Raw genomic sequence first — 19626 nt, forward strand, 5'->3', positions numbered from 1 at the left:
CTGGTAATGCTGAAGCCGGCCTCCGCTCCTTGCCAGCCGCCGGCACCGCCCTTCAGACCCGCTTGCGGGGCGAAGGGATATATACCGCGGCCTCGCGCCTCCCTCTTCTCACCGGCGAGGAGGATACGCCGCGACCTCTCCGTTCCCCTACTCCCTCGCCGGTTACGAGGCTCCGCAGGACGGGTCGAGACCAGTGGCTCGACCCCGAGGGTTAGGGTGAGGGGCGAGCCCGGCTTTCGAAACTTACTTCGCAAGCTTCGCCAGCGCCGCAACCAGCCCCTGGGTGGAGGAATCGTGGCTCGCCGCACTCTCTTTGCCCTCGACGACGGGCAGCAGGCCCGTTGCCAGTTCCTTGCCGAGTTCGACGCCCCACTGGTCGAAGGAGTTGATGCGGAAGAGCACGCCTTCGACGAAGACGCGATGTTCGTAGAGTGCGATCAGACGGCCGAGCGCATAGGGGGTCAGCTTGTCGTAGACGAAGGTGATCGACGGGCGGTTGCCCTGGAAGACGCGGTGCGGCGCGATGAAATCGGCCTTCTTGTCGTCCATGCCCTTGTCGGTCAGCTGCTTCTTGGCTTCCGCGAAGGTGCGGCCCTTCATCAGTGCTTCAGACTGGGCAAGCACGTTGGAGATCAAGAGCTGGTGTTGGTGGCGCAACTCCGACTCGAAGGCATTGGCGGCGATCATGAATTCGGCCGGGATGATGCTCGTGCCCTGATGGATGAGCTGGTAGAAGGCGTGCTGGCCATTGGTGCCGGGTTCGCCCCAGACGACCGGGCCGGAATTGCCCTCGACCGGCGTGCCGTCGATGGTGACGCCCTTGCCGTTCGATTCCATGTCGAGCTGCTGCAGATAGGCCGGGAAACGCGACAGGCGCTGGTCGTAGGGCAGGATGGCGCGGGTGGGATAGTTCAGCACATTGCGGTGGTAGAAGCCGATCAGGCCGAGCAGCATCGGCAGGTTTTCGGTAATCGGCGCCTTACGGAAGTGGTTGTCGACCGCATGCGCGCCGTCGAGGAACTTGCCGAAATTCTCAGGCCCGATCGCGATCATCAGCGGCAGGCCGATCGCCGACCAGATCGAGTAGCGGCCGCCGACCCAATCCCAGAAGCCGAAGACGCGGGCGCTGTCGATGCCGAAGGCGGCGACCTTGTCGAGCGCCGTCGAGACGGCGGCGAAGTGGTGCTGCACGGCCGATTCGCCGAGCGCCTTCGCGATGAAATTGCGCGCCGTCTGCGCATTGGTCATCGTCTCGACGGTCGTGAAGGTCTTCGAGGCGACGATGAACAGCGTCGTTTCCGGCTGCACCAGCTTCAGGATGTCGGCAATATGGGCACCGTCGATATTGGAGACGAAATGGGCGCGCGGGCCGTCATGGAAGGGGGCAAGCGCCAGCGTCGCCATGACGGGGCCAAGATCGGAGCCGCCGATGCCGATATTGATGACGTCGGTGATCGTCTTGCCGGTGACGCCCTTCAGCGTGCCGGAGCGGATGTCGTCGGCAAACTTGCCCATGGCGGCAAGCACGGCGTTGACGTCAGGCATGACATCCTTGCCGTCCACCAGAACAGGCGTATTCGACCGGTTGCGTAGCGCCGTGTGCAGGACGGCGCGGTCCTCGGTGAAGTTGATCGCCTTGCCGGAGAACATCTCCTCGCGCTTCTTCTCGACGCCGCCTTCTTCGGCAAGCCTGACCAAAAGCTTGAGGATCTCGTCGTTCACCGCCGTCTTGGAAAAGTCCATCAGCAGATCGTCGAGCGAGACGGAAAAGCGCGAAAAGCGCTGCGGATCGGCGGCGAAGGCGGCGCGGAGATCGGTCGCCTTGGTGGCATCAGCGGTGCTTTTCAGCTGTTCGACGATGGCGTTCATGGGAGGCTCCTTTTGAGGCGGAAAGGTTGCGGAAACTATTCGCTTTCTCAGGCGCAAATCAAGTTCAGCCGCCGCTCCAAATATGAAAAATCATCCGCGGCGAGCGGAGGGCTTTAATTTCATCAGATCGTCAAATTTAGCCGCGCAGGTCCTTGCGCAGGATCTTGCCGACAGGCGACTTCGGCAGTTCGGCGCGGAATTCGATGAAACGCGGGCGCTTGTAGTTGGTAAGATTGGCGATGCAATGGGCCCTCACCTCCGCCTCCGTCAGGGTCGGATCCTTTCTGACGACGAAGAGCTTGACCGCCTCGCCGGAATGCCCGTCCGGCACGCCGATCGCCGCCGCCTCCAGGATGCCGGCATGCATGGCGGCGACTTCCTCGATCTCGTTCGGATAGACGTTGAAGCCGGAAACGAGGATCATGTCCTTCTTGCGGTCGACGATCTTGGTGTAACCGCGCTCGTCCATGAAGCCCATGTCGCCCGAGCGGAAATAGCCGTCTGATGTCATCACCCGCGCCGTTTCCTCCGGCTTCTGCCAATAGCCGGCCATCACCTGCGGCCCGCGGATGCAGATCTCGCCGATTTCGCCTGTTGGCAGCGAACGGCCCTCCTCGTCGCGGATATCGAGTTCGGTCGAGGGAAGCGGCAGGCCGATCGAGCCGGTGAACTCGGGCGAATCGAAGCGGTTGGCGGTGGCGACAGGCGACGTCTCGGAAAGGCCGTAGCCCTCTGTCACCGCCGTGCCCGTTATCTTCAACCAGCGTTCGGCAACCGGGCGCTGGACGGCCATGCCCCCGCCAAGCGACATGATGAGAGAGGAGAAATCGAGCTTGGCGAATTCGGCGTTGTTCATCAGCGCGTTGAACAGCGTGTTAAGGCCGGGGAAGATATGAATGTTCGACCTTCCGAATTCCTTGACGAGGCCGGGAATATCGCGCGGGTTGGCGATCAGGATATTGTGGGCGCCGAGCGACATGCCCATCAGCGAATTCACCGTCAGCGCGAAGATGTGGTAGAGGGGCAGCGCGCAGAGGAAGTTCAGCACCTCCGGTTGTTTCTTGCGCTGGAAAGCCGATCGCAGCCAGAGCGACAGCTGCAGCTTGTTGGCGAGCAGGTTCTGATGCGTGAGCACCGCGCCCTTGGCAATGCCCGTTGTGCCGCCGGTATATTGCAGGAAGGCGATGTCGCCGCCCGCAAGCGTGACCGGGCGGAGACTTTTCCTTGCGCCTTCGCTGAGCACCTGACCGAAGCTCTTATGCTGAGGGATCGACCAGGAGGGAACGAGCTTCTTTACCTTGCGCACGACGAAATTGACCATCAGCCCCTTCGGCCCCAGCATTTCGCCGAGCGAGGTGACGACGACATGGCGCAGGTCGGTCTTGTTGAGGACCTGCTCGACGGTACGGGCGAAATTCTCCAGCACGAAGATCGCTTTGGCGCCGGAATCACGCAGCTGGTGTTCGAGTTCGCGCGGCGTATAGAGCGGATTGACGTTGACGACCACCAGGCCGGCCCGAAGGATCGCATAGGTGGCGACGGGGTTCTGCAGGACATTCGGCATCATCACCGCGACGCGGTCGCCTTTCTCGAGGCCGATGCTCTGCAGCCAGGCGGCGACCTTGCGCGTCTGGCTTTCGAGCTCGCGGTAGCTCATCGCCCTGCCCATGCTCGAAAAAACCGTCCGGTCGGCGTAACGGGCGCAGGATTTTTCCAAAAGCTCGGCAAGCGAGGCATATTCCAGCGGCGGCAGTTCGGCCGGAACCATATCGGGATAGGTGGCAAGCCAGGGCTTGTCCGCTTTTGCTCCGTTCGGATGGACGGAAATGCTGCTCATCGTGTCTCTCTCTCCCTTGCGGCCGCCGCGCCGGTCGAGCCCTGGTCGACCGGCTCTCATTGACCGGAAGCATCCTCCATCTTCCAGTCCGGCAGCTTATGCCATTGCCTGAACGGTTCAAGCCGAATGAAGCTATACTAACCTTGACGTAAACGTCAACAATCAGGCCCGGTGCGGTCATGGAAAGGCAGGGAACTTTGAGTCCGCGTTGGCGTTGACCTTTCATACCAACCATGAGGAAACACCAAAGGAGGTTCAAATGTTGAATCAGGACACCGACGCCAGCCGCCGTGACCCGAACGCCAAGGAAACGCATTCGCTGATCGCCAGCGACCGCGTCGAAGGCACCCGCGTCTATGGCGCCGATGGCCGGCATATCGGCTCGATCGAACGCCTGATCATCGGCAAGCGCGACGGCCGCGTCGCCTATGCCGTGCTAAGCTTCGGCGGCTTCCTGGGCATTGGTCATGACCACTATCCGTTGCCTTGGGAAAAGCTGAATTACGACACCCAGCTGGACGGCTACCGCATCGACCTGACCAAGGAGCAGATCGAAGGCGCACCCAGCTATTCGGACGATGACGACACCTGGTACAACGACAATGGCCGCCGGGTGTATGATTATTACGGCGTGCCGCCCTACTGGATGTAACCTCGTTCGATGGACCGAGCTGGAAGGGCCCCGTTGGCAGCGGGGCCTTTTGGTGTGTGGTGACCGTCGCCACGCCCCCTGTGCCAGGGTCGGCGCTCACCCTAACCCTCTCCCCGTAAAAACGGGGCGAGGGGACGGATGAGGGGCTTTCACCGACCCGCGAGTAGATCATTGGCCGATCGCAGCACCGTGCCGATAGCAATGTCATCAGCCTCAATCACCTTCGCCGTCCTCACGTCAAACACATGGCTCTCCCCCGGCAGCAGCGTCACCAGCATCGAATCGACGACCGCGTCCGGATCCAGCCGATCCGTCATCAGGCAGAGATCCTTGAGAAAATTCTCGGCCTTCACCTTGACCGCGTAACCATCCTCTATCGCAGTCACATCGACGCTCAGCCGCGGCGCCGGCAGGGCAAGGTCGATATCCTCGACGAAATAGTGAAACGCTCGCCGGTCGAGCATGTCGACGACAACGACCTCGTCCTTTGGTAAATCCGGCCTGACGACCTCCTCGGGCAGCGGAAACTCCCTGGCCTCGAAGCGGTCGCAGAGCAGCCGCCAGAATTCGAATTCCGCAAGCACGCTGCCATCGAGCCTCAGGCGTTTGCCGCTGATCTTGGCTCGCCAGAACAGCGTCCTCTCGTTGACCGCCACCGCTGCCAGTCCGCCGTCGCGCGGCTGGATCGTTAGCAGGCGCGGGTCATAGGCCGCCTTCAGCGCATACCAGAGCGGCTTGCGGCGTCCGGCCGAATCGAGGGCGGCCCAGGAGGTTACCGGCCAGCAGTCGTTGAACTGCCAGACCACCGCGCCCTTGCAGATTGCCCGGTGCGAGCGCATGTGCTCGATGCCGAAGCGGATGGCGCGCGCCTGGTTGAGCTGGGTGGCGAAGTGCCAGTCGTCCATCGTCCTTGGCACCGGCAGATGGCCGGCCAACCCGCGGATCAGCTTGTCATTGCCCTGCGTCGCCTTCTGGTGGTGGAAGACGCCGTTCGATTGCGGCGTCAGCGGCTGATCGTGGACGCTCTCTTCGATCGTCGCCCAATTGGCCGGCGCCTGCCAGCCGAATTCGGAGCAAAAACGCGGGATGTAGTTGCGGTAGACCTCGTAGCCGACATCGTTCCAGACGTCCCAGATATGTTTGCAGCCATGTCCGTCGGCATTCGGCTCGATCTCCATCGAGCCGGAATAGGGGCTGCCGGGATAATAGGGCCGGCGGGGATCGAGTTCGTCGCAGAGCTTCGGCAGCAGGTCGAGATAATAGCCGAGCCCCCAGCTCTCGCCCGCCTTGACGATCGGCCGCCAGCCCCATTCGTCGAAACCCCAGATATTCTCGTTATTGCCGTTCCAGAGGACCAGCGAAGCATGCGGCATCAGCCGCACGACATTGTCGCGCACCTCCGCCTCGACCTCGCTTCGAAGCGGCTCCTCCTCCGGATAGGCGGCGCAGGCAAAGAGGAAATCCTGCCAGACCAGCATGCCCATGCGGTCGCAGGCTTCGTAGAATTCGTCGCGCTCGAAGATGCCGCCGCCCCAGACGCGCAGCATATGAATATTGGCGCTCCTCGCCTCTTCGATCCGGGCAGCATAACGCTCGGGCGTCACCCGCGAGGGAAAACAATCGTCGGGGATCCAGTTGGCGCCGGCGATGAACAACGGCACGTCATTGATGACGAAGGTGAAGGCCGAACCGTACGCATCTGCAGCGGTATCGAGCCTGAGCGAACGGAAACCGAGCTCGCGCTCAAAGCTGTCGAGCCGATCGCCGCTGGCCTCATCGATCAGCGTAAGCGTCAGCGGATAGAGCGGCTGGGCGCCGAGATGATGCGGCCACCAGAGCTGCGGCGAGGGCAGCGTGATCTCGAACGAAACCTCGTCTTCGCTGGCGGCGATCGTAACCGACGTCGCCACATCGCCGATCTCGGCGACCAGCCGGAACGGCCTGGAATTGCTGTGGCGCGCCAGTCTTGCATGCACCGTCACCAGCCCGTCGCCGCCGGCAAGCGTGGCCGACGCCCGTGTCTCGGCGAGCCGCGCCCCATCCCAGCTCTCCAGCCTCACCGGCTTCCAGATGCCCGCCGTCACCAGCGTCGGCCCCCAGTCCCAGCCGAAATTGCAGGCCATCTTGCGCATCAGATTGCCCGGCCCCGGATAGTTGTTGGGCCGGTAGCCGTAATGTTTTTCCATCTCAGCGCCATAGGCGTAGGCGGAGCGGAAGGTGACGGAGAGTTCGTTGGCCCCGGCCTTCAGCAGACCTGAAACATCGAAGCGGTAGGTGCGGTGCATGTTGAATGTCCGGCCGATCTCTTCGCCGTTGAGGCTGATGACCGCGATCGTATCCAGCCCGTCGAAGACGAGTTCCTGCACTCTGCCATCGTCGGGCGTTGCCTCGAATCGGCAGCGATAGGTCCAGTCCGCCCTGCCGATCCAGTCATTGGTGATCTCGTTGACATCGATATAGGGATCGGGGATCAGCCGGCTGGCGAGAAGGTCGGTATGGACGCATCCCGGCACCGTCGCCGGCATCGCATCCGGCAGGTCGGGTCTTCCTGTATCGTTGCAGGTGAGCGTCCAGCCGGAATTGAGCGCGGTTTTCTCGATCATGGCGGGCTCCTGGTTATGCCGCTCGAAGCTGTGGGATTATGGTTGGATCGGAAGATCGCGCGCCGTCAGAGAAATCGGCCGTGGCGCTGCAGCACTTCGATCTTGTAGCCGTCGGGATCGCTGACGAAGAAGAATAGGCCGAACAACTTGCCGTCGCGGTTGAGCTCCACCAGCTCGCCCGGCTTGAGCCCCAGTTTCACCATGCGCTCGCGCTCGACGGCGACTTCTTCGACCGAGACGGCGAGATGGCCATAGCCTTTGCCGAGATCATAGGGTTCGGTGCGGCCCTTGTTGACGGTCAGCTCCAGCTCGAAGCCGGTCTCGGCATTGCTCAGATAGATCAGCGTGAAGGTGTCGAAATCGACACGGTCGGCAACCGAGAGACCGAAGGCCTTGCCGTAGAACTCGACCGAGCGCGCCTCGTCGAGAACGCGGATCATGGAGTGGATCATCTTCGCCAAGGCGGCCTCCCGTTCAATCGATCACCGCAGCCTTGGTAGCGGTCCTCTTACGCCGGGCGCAAGCCGATTCTTCGCGTGATCGCCGCTTCGACGAGGCCCATGGCGTCATAGATCAGTACCGCCATCAGCCCGACGATCAGCCCGCCCTGCAGGATGAAGGCGGTATTGTCCGATATCAGCCCGGCGATGATCACCTCGCCGAGACCCTTGGCGGCAACCGTCGAGCCGATCGTCGCCGTGCCGATATTGATCACGGTCGCGACCTTCAGCCCTTCGAGGATCAGCGGCAGCGCAAGCGGCAGCTCGACGCGCGTGAGCCGCTGCGTGCCGTTCATGCCCATGCCGTCGGCCGCGTCGAGCACCTGCGGCGACACCTGCTTCAGGCCGGCGACGGTGTTTTCGAAGATCGGCAGCAGGCCGTAGAGGAAGAGCGCGATCAGCGTTGGCATGGCGCCGAAGCCGGTGGCGGGCACGGCGAGCGCCAGAACGGCGACCGGCGGGAAGGTCTGGCCGGCATTGGCGATGGCGCGCGACAGCGGCAGGAAATCCGCGCCGCTTTCCCGCGTCACGAAGATGCCGCCGGCAACGGCGAGCACGGCGCTGCAGACGATCGATCCGATCACCAGTTGCAGATGTCCGAGCGCCAGCGAGACAAGGCTGTTCTGCGTATAGACAGCGGGCGCATTGTTGCTGGTCAGCGGCGTCAACAGGAAGGAAAGCCACTGGGTCCTGAAAAGCAGGATCAGCAGCAAGCCGAGTGCGGTTAGCCGGAAGAGATTGGCGACGACGAGTTTCATGCCTTGCGGCCCAGTTCGAGCAGCCTTGTCATCGAGATCGATCCCACCGGCGCCTTTTCGCCATCCTGCACCGCCGCCTCGTCGACCCCCTGCCAGATCATTTCGGCGAGCGCATCGCGAAGGCTGAGCGACTGCGGCAGGGCATAGGCGAGGCCGCTCTTGGCCGGCTCCATGCTCTCCTTCAGCGGCAGCAGCGACATCAGCCTCAGCGCCCGGTCGGAGGTGCCGGTCAGTTGCTGCACGAAGGGATCGGCCGGTTCGGTGAGGATCTTTTCCGGAGTCGAGCATTGCAACAGTCGGCCCTGGCTCATCACGGCGATCTGGTTGCCGAGATGGAAGGCCTCGTCCATGTCGTGGGTGACGAGGATGACGGTCGTGCCGAACTGCTTCTGGATCGCCAGGAGATCATCCTGCGCCTTTCCGCGGATGACGGGATCGAGCGCACCGAAGGGCTCGTCCATCAACAGCAGTTCCGGTTCGGCGGCGAGGGCGCGGGCGACGCCGACGCGCTGCTGCTGGCCGCCGGAAAGCTGATGCGGATATTTCTCGGCGAACTCGGCCGGATCGAGGTTGAAAAGCCCGAGCAGTTCCTCCACGCGGGCGGCTATGCGCCTGGAATCCCATTCGAGCAGCCGCGGCACTGTGGCGATATTCTGCGCCACGGTCCGGTGCGGAAACAGTCCGTGCCCCTGGATCGCATAACCGATCCGGCGGCGGAGCTCGGTCACCTCGACATCCATCACATTCTGGCCGTTGACGAAGATCTGGCCCTCGCTGATCGGCACCAGCCGGTTGATCATCCGCATCAGCGTCGATTTGCCCGAGCCCGACGTGCCGACGATGACGGTGATCTCGCCCTTTTCGACGTTCATCGAGACCTTGTCGACGACGGTGGCAGCACCATAGCGTTTGGTGACGTTCCTGATCTCGATCATGCTCATGCGGCAGGTCCCCGGATGCTGTCGATGACCGCATCGAGGATGACGGCCGATGAGAAGGCGAAGAAGACGGTCGGCACGGCGCCGAGCAGGACGAGGTCCATCGCCGTCTGGCCGAGCCCCTGGAAGATGAAGATGCCGAAACCGCCGCCGCCGATCAGCGCGGCAATCGTCACCATGCCGATTGCCTGCACCAGTACGATGCGGATGCCGGTGAGGATGACCGGAAAGGCAAGCGGCATGTCGATGCCAAAGAGGATCTGCCGGCGCGTCAGCCCCATGCCGGCGGCGGCATCGCGCACCGAGGGGTCGACGCCCTGCAGGCCGACGACGGTATTGGCGACGATCGGCAGCAGCGAATAGAGCACGAGTGCAATCAAGGCAGGCGCCGTGCCGATGCCGCGAATGCCGATGGCAGCAGCAAGCGGCACATGGGTGGCGAGATAGCCGAGCGGCAGCATCAACAGGCCGAAGAGCGCCAGGCTCGGGATCGTCTGGATCAGGCTTAGGCCCTGCAGCACGACGGCCCTGAGCTTCGGCACCCAGAAGCACAGAATGCCGAGCGGCAGGCCGAGAGTGATGGCGATAACGAGCGAGCCGAGCGCCAGCAGCAGATGTGAGAATGCCTCGGTCTCGAACTGTGCCGACCGCGTCGAGAATTCCTTCATGATCGAGAGGCTGTCCAGCAGGCCGGAGGCGAGAAAGGCGAAGAGCAGCGCCGCGTAGACGCCAAGCGCTGCCACCCGCATCCAGGGCGCCAGCCGGATCTTGACCAGCGCGTCCGATATGATGAGCCCGATCACCGCGAACAGCACCCAAAAGCCGCCGCCGGGCGTCATGCGCGCCACCGTGCTGCCGGGCGGCGTCGCCGCGGTCGAGACCAGGCCGATCGCAGCGATCAGTGCGGCAAGGCAAAGGGTGGCAATGACGAGCCGCGCCATGGCATTTCGGAGAAACAAGGTGGCGAGGGCGGTCAGGACGAGAAGGGCGGTCAGGATGATGACGGAGGGCTGGGGAAGAAGCTGCATCAGCAGCATCGGCTTGCCGGCGGCGATGCGGTTCGCCTTGACGTAGATGAAGGGCATCAGTGCCGTCGCCGCAATGCCGCCCGCCACCAGAACCACGCCGAGCCGATCCAGCCTGCGGACCGTTGAGCTTTCTTCCATCAATCCAACCCTGTCTGGCCGACCCTGTCGTCAGGGGAGGCTCCGCCCGCGACGGGGCGGAGCGGCAATGATTACTTCAGGAAGCCTTTTTCCTTGAGATAGGCTTCGGCAACAGACTTTGCCGGCTCGCCGTCCACCTGGATCTTGGCATTGAGCTTGCGCAACTCGTCGGCGCTCAGGCTCTTGAAGATCGGCGAGAGGATTTCCTCGATCTTCGGATTGGCCTTCAGCACCTCTTCGCGGATGATCGGGGTCGGCGCATAGACCTGCTGCACGTTCTTGTCGTCTTCGAGAACGGTGAGCTCGGCCGCTTCGATCGCGCCGTCGGTGCCGTAGACCATCGCGGTGTTGACGCCGTTCGTCTGGTCGGCGGCCGCCTTGATCGTCGCCGCGGTATCGCCGCCGGAAAGAACGACCATCTGGTCGGGCTTCAGCTGGAAGCCATAGGTGGTCTGAAAGGCGGGCAGCGCGCCGGCCGAATTGACGAATTCGGCGGAAGCCGCAAGCTTGGCAGCGCCGCCGCCGGCGACCCATTTGCCGAAGTCAGTCAGGCTCTTCAGCTTGTTCGGCTGGGCGACGTCATTGCGCACGGCGAGCGCCCAGGTGTTATTAGCCGGCGACGGCGTCAGCCAGACGATCTTGTTGGCCTCGTAGTCGAGCTTCTTCGCCAGCTCGTAACCCTGGTCGATGTTCTTCCAGGCGGCGTCATCGGCCTTGTTGAAGAAGAAGCCGGCATTGCCGGTATATTCTGGGTAGATGTCGATTTCGCCTGCGGTGATCGCCTTGCGCACCACCGGTGTGGCGCCGAGTGCGATACGGTCCTGCGTCTTGATGCCGTTGGCTTCGAGCGCCAGTGCGATGACGTTGCCGAGCAGCGTGCCTTCCGTGTCGATCTTCGACGAGACGACGACGTCGGCGGCCTGAACCGCGCCCGCTGCGAAGGCGGAGAGCGAAACGGCAAGTGCGAGTTTCTTCAGCATTGAATATCCCCTTTTAAACACCGTGATGAGGCCCAAGCCGGCAAGGCTTGCGCGCAGGAAATCCGCCGGCGAAGGCGGTAAGGCCGCCATCATCCGAATTGCGTGCGTCATGGAAATAGCGTGCCCGCCCGAAAAATCGATGCAAGCCCCCTCCAGTATTTGCGGTCGCGCCGACGATTATGACGGCGAACCTCTTTCCGCGCGCGGAAATGCATTCCCTTTTCCAAGGCCGGCGCGATTTGTTTTTGTCCCCTTGCGTGTTCCCACGATGGTCCGGTGCTCGTTTGCGGGAATTCCGCCGCCCGCCTTGTTATGAAGGTGACGATAGCCCCGCTCTCCCGGGGCAGGGATATCTTTTTTCGCGAACACGTCATATCGTCCGGTTCTTCCAGCGCTTTCCGGAGCCCGCCTTTTGCATCTCGGCGCCCTGTTCATAACGCACCACGTCCTGACCTCAGGTTCAGTCCGCGAGACCGCGCGCCGCTTCCAGCTGTCGCCGTCCACCGTGTCTGCGGCAATCCGTAATGCCGAGACCGAACTGGCGATGAAACTGACGGAACGCGCTTCCGGCGAACTGGTGATGCTGATCGCCGCCGGCGGGTTGCTCGAAGGCCTGCAGCCGATTACCGTCGCGATCGGCGAACTCGGCAAATTTGCAGGCCACGACGCCAGCGGGACGGCCGAGGCCTGGGCGTCGCGCATCCCCGTCAAGGTGGTTGCGATCGAGCGCTTTCTCGAGGTGGCCGACCAGGGCAGCATCAACCGCGCTGCCCGCCGCCTTCACTTGGGGCAACCGCAGCTTTCGCTGCAGCTCGCCAATTTGGAGCGATTTCTCGGCCGCCGCCTGTTCGAGCGGCAGGCGCAGGGCTCGGTGCTGACGGAGGAGGGCAGGCGCGCCTACCAGATCTTCATGGCGATCAGCCAGGCATGGAACGATCTGAAATCGGCCGCCGACGAGCGCTACCGCCGCACCGCGCGGTCGCTGCGCATCGGCTCGATCATCCCGACGGGATCGGAAAGCTGGGTGGCGCGCTGCCTGGGCCTGCTGGTCTCCGAATGGAATGCGCGCCGCAGCAACAACGCGATTTCGCTGGTCTCGATGACCGCCGACGACCTGCGCGAGGCGCTGAAGAGCGGCCGCATCGACGTCGCCGTCCTGGATTCGGTCTTCGGCCTGGAACATTTCCGGCATCGCGAATTGCTGCAGACCGACATGGTGGCGATCGCGCCGCCGCAAAGCACCCAAACCACAGTCGCCGAACTCGTCGCCGCGCATGCGATCTGCACGCCGAGCCCGCGCACCGGTCTCGGCCACGCCGCCATGGCCTTCAGCGAAGCGAGCGCACCCGACCGGCGCTTGCGCAGCCGGGATATCACCGCGGCGGATTCGCTGCCTGTCATCGTCGATCTCGTCGCCAATCACGGCTACGTCTCCTTCCTCGGCCGTGTCAGCGCCATGCCGATCGCCGACAAGGTGCGCATCGTCGATCTCGACGAGCATCTGCCGATGTCCTATCACGTCGCCTTCAACCATCGAAAAGCCGCTGCCGATGCCTGCGAGATGATCATCGCGGCGGCCGCCAAAATCACCTCGGAATCTGCCGCGCCCATCACAAAGCAGGTCGACGGGGCCAGGGAGACGGCAGCGTGACGATTTTACTGGAAGTCTGCGTCGACAGCGCCGCGGGCCTTGCCGCCGCAATCGAAGGCGGCGCCGGCCGCATCGAGCTGTGCTCGGCGCTGGAGCTCGGCGGTCTGACGCCGCTGCCGAGCCTGATGCGGATCGCCGCCCGGGCGCCGATTCCGGTCTATGCCATGATCCGCCCGCACGCCGGCCCCTTCATTTTCGACAGCGTCGACGAGGAGGCGATGATGCTCGATATCGACGCGGTGCGCGCAGCCGGCCTCGCCGGCGTCGTCATCGGCGCCAACCGCCCGGACGGCACGCTCGACCTGCCGCTGCTCCACCGTCTGAAGGCGCATGCCGCCGGCCTAGGCTCGACGCTGCACCGCGCTTTCGACCTGGTGCCGGATGCCGATCAGGCGCTGGAACAGGCGATCGAACTCGGCGTTGAGCGCATCCTGACCTCCGGCTGCGCGCCGAAGGCGGCCGACGGCCTCGATACGCTGAAGCGTCTTTCAGAGAAAGCGGCCGGCCGCATCTCGATCATGCCTGGCAGCGGCGTCCGCCCTGCCAATGTCGGCGAAATTCTCCGTGCGACCGGAGCCCGAGAGGTCCACGGCTCCTGCAGCTCGCCGGTCGAAAGCCGCGATCCGCGTGCGGTGGCTTTTGGTTTCGAGGCGAAAAGTGCGAACCGGACGGATGCCGCGGCGGTTAGGGAGATGAGCAGGGCGATTGCGGCGGTGTGTTAGCGGTTTCTGCACTGTTGACGACAAACGGTTGCAGTTTGGAACGCGAATGGAGCGCCTGCGGCCATGGGTCCTCGGGTCAAGCCCGAGCACGATGGAGAGTGGGGGAGCCTGTGCGGCAGGTACCGCAAACCCAGTGGCTTTTGCAGTTACCGTGTTTGCCTAGGCGAGTTCCACCCAAAACCGCTCGCATTTTGCTGGAATTCCTCCGGACGTCCCGCCTCTCGCTGCAGCCGCCTCATACTCCGTCCTACTCGGGCTTGACCCGAGTATCCACGCGCAGCACTCCGCGCGCATGATACACGTCCTACCTACCCACCAACCCTGATCACCGCCTTGATCAGCCCGCTCTTCTCATGCGCCCAGCGGGCCACATCGCGCGGCGCGTCGGCGAGTGTCGTGCGGTGGGTGATCAGCTTGTCGACCGGCACCAGCCCTTTGGCGATCGAATCCGCCACGTGCTCGAAATCGGCGCGAGTGGCATTGCGGCTACCGATCAGCATCATCTCGCGCTTGTGGAACTCCGGATCGGAGAAGCGGATGTCGTCCTTGACGACGCTGACCAGCACCAGCGCGCCGCCGTGGGCGACGAAGGAGAAGGCTTTCTCCATCGACGGGCCGTAACCTGTGGCGTCGAAGACCACGTCGAAGCCGTCGCCATTGGTCTTTTCCTTGACGGCCTCGGCCGTCGCCTCGTTGGCGACGATGCCGGAGGTGAAGCCGAAGCGTTCGGCGGCCATCTGCAGCCGTTCGGCGCTGGTATCGAGCAGCGTCACGTCATGGCCGGCGATGCGCGAGAAGATCGCAGCGCCGAGCCCGATCGGCCCGGCGCCGATGACGAGCGAGCGCGCGCCGGCGCCGGCGAGCGAGCGGCGCACCGCATGGGCGCCGATCGCCAGAAATTCCGTCGTCGCCGCCGCTTCGAGGCTGAGGCCCTTGGCGGGATAGAGATTGCCTGCCGGAACGGAGATCTCCTCGCAGAAGGCGCCATCGGTATGGACGCCGAGGACCTTGATGTTGGTGCAGCAGTTCGGCTTGCCCTTGATGCAGGCGACACATTGACCGCAGGAGAGATAGGGGTTGACGATGACAGGCGTGCCGGCCGTAAGCGCCACGCCGTCGCCGGCCTCGATCACCGTCGCCGAGATCTCATGCCCCATCACCCGGGGATATTCGAGGAAAGGGTGCTTGCCCTCGTAGATGTGATAATCCGTGCCGCAGATGCCGACATGGCTGACGGCCAGCCGCACCCATCCGGGCGCCGGTGCGGAAGGTGATGGGCGTTCGACGATGTCGAGTACGCCGGGTTCGCGGCAAACAACTGCTTTCATGACGGGTCTCGCATTCTTCGTTCTTTACTCTGTGTCGTGCCAACTGCTGTTCGGTTCGGGCGGATAGCTGCCCCTCACCCTAGCCTTACCAGGGTCGAGCCACTCGTCTCGACCCGTCCTGCGGACCCCCGCTTGCGGGGCGAGGGGACGTGCCCAGCGAGACATTGGCGAGGGACCGAGAGGTTGCGGCCTGGTCCCTTCTCCCCGCGAGCGGGGAGAAGGTGGCGGCAGCCGGATGAGGGGCAGGCCGCTCTCTCTCGCTGCTCAGCTGCTCTTGCGGCGGCGCAACTGGTCGAAGAACACGATCACGATGATCAGCAGTCCGGTGATGATGCGCTGCCAGAAGGAGTTGACGTTCAGAAGGTTGGCGCCGTTGTTGATGGTGGCGAGAATGAAGGCGCCGATCAGCGGGCCGTGCACGGAGCCGACCGCGCCGAACAGGCTGGTGCCGCCGATGACCGAGGATGCGATCGCCTGCAGTTCCCAGCCGTCGGCTTGCGTCGCATTGCCGATCGCGATGCGCGAGGCGAGCAGCACGCCGACGAAGGCGGCAAAGCCGGCCGAGAGGATATAGGCGAGATAGATCATGCCCTTGACGTTGACGCCGGAAAGGCGCGCGGCTTCCGCATTCGAGCCGACCGCGAAGAGATAGCGGCCCCAGCGGCTGAGATGCAGGAAGACGAAGGAAGGCACCGCCACCAGGATGACCATCCAGAACAGACTGGGAATGCCGAGGAAATCGGCACGGGCGAAATTGCTGAAGCTCTCGTCGGTGATGCTGATCGTCGAACCGTTGGTGATCAGCAGGCCGATGCCGCGCAGCGATGTCAGCGTTGCCAGCGTGATGATGAACGGCGGCAGGCCCATATGGACGATGCCGAAGCCGTGGAAGGCGCCGATCGCCACACCGATGGCGAGCGTCAGCACGATCGCCGCCCAGAGCGGCACGCCGGCCTGCAGCAGCCAGGCGATGATGACCGTGCAGAAGCCGACGATGGCGCCGACCGACAGGTCGATGCCGGCGGTGATAATGACGAAGGTCTGGCCGAGCGCCAGAATCGCCGTCATCGCCCCCTGACGCAGCAGGTTCGAGATGTTGAGCGGCGTCCAGAAGCTGGCGGTGACGAAGCCGAGCACGACCCAGAGGAAGATCAAGAGCCCGATCAGCGTCAGGCCGAACAGGATATTCATTTTCCGGCGCGGCGGCGGCGCGACGATTTCGGTGGGGGTGGCAGTCATGAATTTTCTCCCTCTTAGAGCCTTTCCGTTTTTCTCCGAACCGCGGAAATGCTCTATCTCTTTGTTGTCTCGTGCTCAGACGCCGATCGCTTCGCTGAGCACTTCTTCATGCGTCGCCGCGTGGAAATCATGGCTGGCGACGATCCTGCCGCCGCGGAAGACGTGCAGCCGGTCGGCCAGTTCGTAGACCTCTGGCAGATAGGAGGAGATGAGGATGATGCCCGCCCCCTCCTTCAGAAGCTTGGCGAACAGCCGGTAGATTTCCGCCTTGGTGCCGACGTCGACGCCGACGGTTGGTTCGTCGAAGATGAACAGCCTGGCGCCGTGGCTCAGCCACTTGCCGATGACGATCTTCTGCTGGTTACCGCCCGACATGCTGGAGGCCGGAACGCGCCGGCTCGGCGTCTTGATGCTGAGATTGCGGATCTGATTGTCGGCATTCGCCGATTCCCGCGCATGGTTGATGACCGGCCCGTGGCTGAGGCGCCCGAAGACCGGCAGGTTGATATTGAGGCCGATCGACTGATTGAGGCAGAGCCCCTGGTCGCGCCGGCTTTCCGGCGCCAGCGCAATGCCGAGCTCCATGGCCGTGCGTTCGTTCCGGATGTCGACGCGCTTGCCCATCCAGTGGATTTCGCCGGCGCTTTTCGGCTGGCGCCCATAAAGGCCCAGCGCGAATTCGCTGCGTCCGGCGCCGATCAGGCCATAGAGGCCGACGATCTGTCCTGATTTGACGCTGAGCGACACGTCCTCGAAACCCGGACCCGAAAGCCCTTTGACCTCGACGATCGTCTCGCCGAAGGCGATCTCTTCCTTGTGGTAGATCTGCTCGATCGAGCGGTTGATCATCAAAGCGATCAGCTCGGCATCATTGGTCTCGCCGATCAGCCGCGTGCCGACATGCGTGCCGTCGCGCAGCACCGAGACCCGGTCGGCCAGTTCGAAGACCTCCTCCATGCGGTGGCTGATATAGACGATGGTCACGCCTTCGCCCTGCAGGCGGCGGATCAGCTTGAACAGCTGCGCCGATTCCTGGCGTGTCAGATAGGCGGTGGGTTCGTCGAAGATCAGGAATTGCGTGCCGCGCATCGCCGCGCGCGCCGTTGCCACCAGCTGCTGCTGGCCGATCGTCAGCGAACTTAGAAGCGCGCCGGCCGGCAGGCCGAAGCCAAGATCGTCGAGTACCGCCTGCGCCATCTTTTCCATCTGCTTCTTGCGCATCAGGCCATAGCGGTTGACCTCGTCGCCGAGGAAGAGGTTGGCGGCGACCGTCAGGTGCGGGCAGAGCACCACTTCCTGGTGGACGGCATTGATGCCGCGGGCGATCGCCTCGTTCGGCGTCGACAGTCCGACGGGATGGCCGCACCACAGCACCTCGCCGGCCGTGCGGGTGATGACGCCGGTGAGCAATTTGATCAGGGTGGATTTGCCGGCGCCGTTTTCGCCGACGATGGCGTGGATCTCTCCGGCCAGGAAGGTCAGCGTCGCCGGTTTCAGCGCCTGCACATGACCGTAATTCTTCTGCAGGCCCTTGAGTTCGAGGATAGGCGATCCGGCGGGAATGCGATTGGCTTCTTTCAGCGTGGCGCTGTCATCGTGGCGATGACTGACCTCTTCCAGTCCGATCATGGACCTCTCCTCCTCTTGTCGCGTCTGCTCCATCCCTGCTGAACCATACCATGGATGGAAAAGGCCGCGCCGGTTTTTGAGCCGGCGCGGCCCGTCTGTCGTCTTACTTGATCTTCGGGTTCAGGAGCGCGTCGATCTTCGGATCGGCCATGTTCGCCTTGGTGACGAGGTTTGCGCCGGTGTCGACATTCTCAGGAACCTTTTCGCCCTTGGAGACGGCAAGCGCGGTCTTGATGCCGTCATAGCCCATGCGATAGGGGTCCTGAACGACGAGGCCGGCAATCGCACCGTCCTTGAGGAAACCGACCGTCTTGTCGTCACTGTCGAAGCCGATGACCTTGATCTTGTCGCCGAGCTTGTTTTCGGCGATCGCCTGGCCGACGCCCTGCGCGAGGATTAGGTTCGAGGCGAAGACGCCGACGAGCTTCGGGTTGGCCGTGATCAGGTCGGTCATCATGTTGAGGCCGGTGGTTGCTTGGCCGTCACCATACTTGTCGGCGATGACCTTCAGACCCGGATGCTTGGTCTTGATCTGATCGAGGAAGCCTTCGCGGCGCTGTTCCAGTGAGCCGACGCCGGGAAGATTGGTCAGGATGACGATGTCGCCTTCTTCCTTGCCGGTCATCTCCTTGATGGCGGCGGCAAGACCGTCGGCGGCGATGCGGCCGCCCTGGACGTTGTCGGTCGTCAGGAACGAGCTGAACGCCTTGGAGTCGGCACCGGAGTCGATGCCGATGATCGGAACCGACTTGGCGGCTTCGTCGATCGGCTTGCCGAGCGCCTTGAATTCGGTCGGCGAGATGACGATGGCGGCCGGCTTGCCGGCAACGGCATTCTCCAGAATGCTGATCTGGCCGTTGATGTCGGATTCTGCCTGGGCGCCGAGTTCCGGCACGTTGACGCCGAGATCCTTGCCGGCCTTGCGGGCGCCGGCCAGAACGATCTGCCAGTAGAAGGACGTCGTGTCCTTGACGATGATCGGGATCGTCACGTCGGCGGCAAAGGACGTGACCGGCATCGCTGTGGCGATGACGGCGGCACCCGCGAGCGCGGTAAAGGCGCGGCGGGACAGCAGGGATTTCACGATGCTCATAAAAGTTCTCCTCTCAGGATGCGTTCTCCTCCAATAAACCGGACCGCTGAACGCTGGCGGAGGGTTTTTATCGATAAAAAACATTTGCAGACAGAAGCTAGCCGAGGCGCAATCAAATTGCAAGGGCGTCAATCCAGCTTTTTTGCTACGGAAAACTCCTTCCAAGCATCTGATTTTATTCCAATACTGCGATAACCTAAAATAGCTATCAGGTGAAATCGACCTCGTGCGGATGCACGACGCCCTTTTTCAAAATCAGGTTGCCATACAGCCGGAATTCGGTTGTCGCCACGATATAGGCGGCCTTGCGCGCCATCGCATAAAAGGCGAAACGCTCCACCGGCACGATCGAAAACTCGCCGGCGCGCTGGGCGACGATTTCCTGAAATTCGGCGCAGACCTCGGGCACGGCCTGCGGGTCGCCGACTACCTCCATCCGCCAGGCAGTCTCGGGTACGAAAGTGTCGAGCGGCATATGTGTCAGGATCGCCTCGGCCATCGCGGTGGCGCTGACGCCGTCGGCGCGGATGACCGGTGGGCCCATCGAGCCCGCGGGGAAATTGGCGTCTGCGATGACGATGTCGTCGCCATGCCCCATCGTCTTCAGCGCATGAAGCAGATCGGGCCCGAGCAGCGGATGAATACCTCTCAGCATGTTGTC

Annotated in this window: 16 protein-coding genes; 3 read left to right on the forward strand and 13 right to left on the reverse strand. The window is 63.2% G+C overall.

What is annotated here, in order from left to right:
- Positions 1 to 243: 243 nt before the first annotated feature.
- Both pgi and HJC04_RS09390 read right to left on the reverse strand, forming a co-directional pair.
- The gene (gene pgi / locus HJC04_RS09385) at positions 244 to 1869 is read right to left on the reverse strand and encodes a glucose-6-phosphate isomerase (protein ID WP_210629369.1); all 1626 of its coding nucleotides are present in this window, start codon (positions 1867 to 1869) and stop codon (positions 244 to 246) included.
- A gap of 136 nt (positions 1870 to 2005) precedes the next feature.
- On the reverse strand, positions 2006 to 3706 hold the full coding sequence (locus tag HJC04_RS09390) for a long-chain fatty acid--CoA ligase (protein WP_221145859.1): 1701 nt from the start codon (positions 3704 to 3706) through the stop codon (positions 2006 to 2008).
- Positions 3707 to 3965: 259 nt separating this feature from the next.
- Here HJC04_RS09390 and HJC04_RS09395 point away from each other — a divergent pair, with 259 nt between their 5' ends.
- Positions 3966 to 4358, forward strand: coding sequence for a PRC-barrel domain-containing protein (locus HJC04_RS09395; protein WP_037143114.1), 393 nt, complete (start codon positions 3966 to 3968; stop codon positions 4356 to 4358).
- A 149-nt stretch (positions 4359 to 4507) separates the two neighbouring features.
- Here HJC04_RS09395 and HJC04_RS09400 read toward each other — a convergent pair whose 3' ends face one another.
- The 6 genes from HJC04_RS09400 to HJC04_RS09425 form a co-directional block, all read right to left on the reverse strand.
- A complete protein-coding gene (locus tag HJC04_RS09400; protein ID WP_221145861.1) occupies positions 4508 to 6961 on the reverse strand; it encodes a glycoside hydrolase family 2 protein in 2454 nt (817 codons plus the stop codon).
- A 65-nt stretch (positions 6962 to 7026) separates the two neighbouring features.
- The gene (locus tag HJC04_RS09405; protein WP_210629366.1) at positions 7027 to 7422 is read right to left on the reverse strand and encodes a VOC family protein; all 396 of its coding nucleotides are present in this window, start codon (positions 7420 to 7422) and stop codon (positions 7027 to 7029) included.
- A gap of 47 nt (positions 7423 to 7469) precedes the next feature.
- Positions 7470 to 8219 (reverse strand): ABC transporter permease, encoded by a 750-nt coding sequence (locus tag HJC04_RS09410; RefSeq protein ID WP_210629365.1) that lies wholly within the window; start codon positions 8217 to 8219, stop codon positions 7470 to 7472.
- Positions 8216 to 9160 (reverse strand): ABC transporter ATP-binding protein, encoded by a 945-nt coding sequence (locus HJC04_RS09415; RefSeq protein ID WP_221145863.1) that lies wholly within the window; start codon positions 9158 to 9160, stop codon positions 8216 to 8218. The genes HJC04_RS09410 and HJC04_RS09415 overlap by 4 nt, the downstream gene beginning before the upstream one ends.
- A complete protein-coding gene (locus HJC04_RS09420) occupies positions 9157 to 10323 on the reverse strand; it encodes an ABC transporter permease (RefSeq protein WP_210629363.1) in 1167 nt (388 codons plus the stop codon). Before HJC04_RS09420 ends, HJC04_RS09415 begins: the two co-directional genes overlap by 4 nt.
- A 71-nt stretch (positions 10324 to 10394) precedes the next feature.
- The gene (locus HJC04_RS09425) at positions 10395 to 11303 is read right to left on the reverse strand and encodes an ABC transporter substrate-binding protein (RefSeq protein WP_210629362.1); all 909 of its coding nucleotides are present in this window, start codon (positions 11301 to 11303) and stop codon (positions 10395 to 10397) included.
- A 412-nt stretch (positions 11304 to 11715) separates the two neighbouring features.
- On the opposite strand from HJC04_RS09425, the gene HJC04_RS09430 reads away from it, so the two are divergent.
- Positions 11716 to 12954, forward strand: coding sequence for a LysR family transcriptional regulator (locus HJC04_RS09430; RefSeq protein WP_221145865.1), 1239 nt, complete (start codon positions 11716 to 11718; stop codon positions 12952 to 12954).
- Positions 12951 to 13676, forward strand: a complete 726-nt coding sequence (locus HJC04_RS09435) for a copper homeostasis protein CutC (RefSeq protein WP_210629360.1) — start codon at positions 12951 to 12953, stop codon at positions 13674 to 13676. The genes HJC04_RS09430 and HJC04_RS09435 overlap by 4 nt, the downstream gene beginning before the upstream one ends.
- Before the next feature lie 308 nt (positions 13677 to 13984).
- Here HJC04_RS09435 and HJC04_RS09440 read toward each other — a convergent pair whose 3' ends face one another.
- The 5 genes from HJC04_RS09440 to HJC04_RS09460 all read right to left on the reverse strand — a co-directional run bounded on the left by HJC04_RS09440 (position 13985) and on the right by HJC04_RS09460 (position 19620).
- Positions 13985 to 15004: a zinc-binding alcohol dehydrogenase family protein gene (locus HJC04_RS09440; protein ID WP_210629359.1), complete on the reverse strand. Its 1020-nt coding sequence runs from the start codon at positions 15002 to 15004 to the stop codon at positions 13985 to 13987.
- 264 nt (positions 15005 to 15268) lie between these two features.
- A complete protein-coding gene (locus HJC04_RS09445) occupies positions 15269 to 16243 on the reverse strand; it encodes an ABC transporter permease (RefSeq protein ID WP_210629358.1) in 975 nt (324 codons plus the stop codon).
- 75 nt (positions 16244 to 16318) lie between these two features.
- Positions 16319 to 17872: a sugar ABC transporter ATP-binding protein gene (locus HJC04_RS09450; protein ID WP_210629357.1), complete on the reverse strand. Its 1554-nt coding sequence runs from the start codon at positions 17870 to 17872 to the stop codon at positions 16319 to 16321.
- Positions 17873 to 17975: 103 nt separating this feature from the next.
- The gene (locus HJC04_RS09455; protein WP_210629356.1) at positions 17976 to 18965 is read right to left on the reverse strand and encodes an ABC transporter substrate-binding protein; all 990 of its coding nucleotides are present in this window, start codon (positions 18963 to 18965) and stop codon (positions 17976 to 17978) included.
- A gap of 208 nt (positions 18966 to 19173) precedes the next feature.
- Positions 19174 to 19620 carry an RbsD/FucU family protein gene (locus HJC04_RS09460; RefSeq protein ID WP_210629355.1) on the reverse strand — a complete coding sequence of 149 codons (447 nt, stop codon included), beginning with the start codon at positions 19618 to 19620 and terminating at the stop codon, positions 19174 to 19176.
- Positions 19621 to 19626: the final 6 nt, after the last annotated feature.

The sequence above is a fragment of the Rhizobium sp. NLR8a genome (genome assembly GCF_019685235.1).
Taxonomy (GTDB): Bacteria; Pseudomonadota; Alphaproteobacteria; order Rhizobiales; family Rhizobiaceae; genus Rhizobium.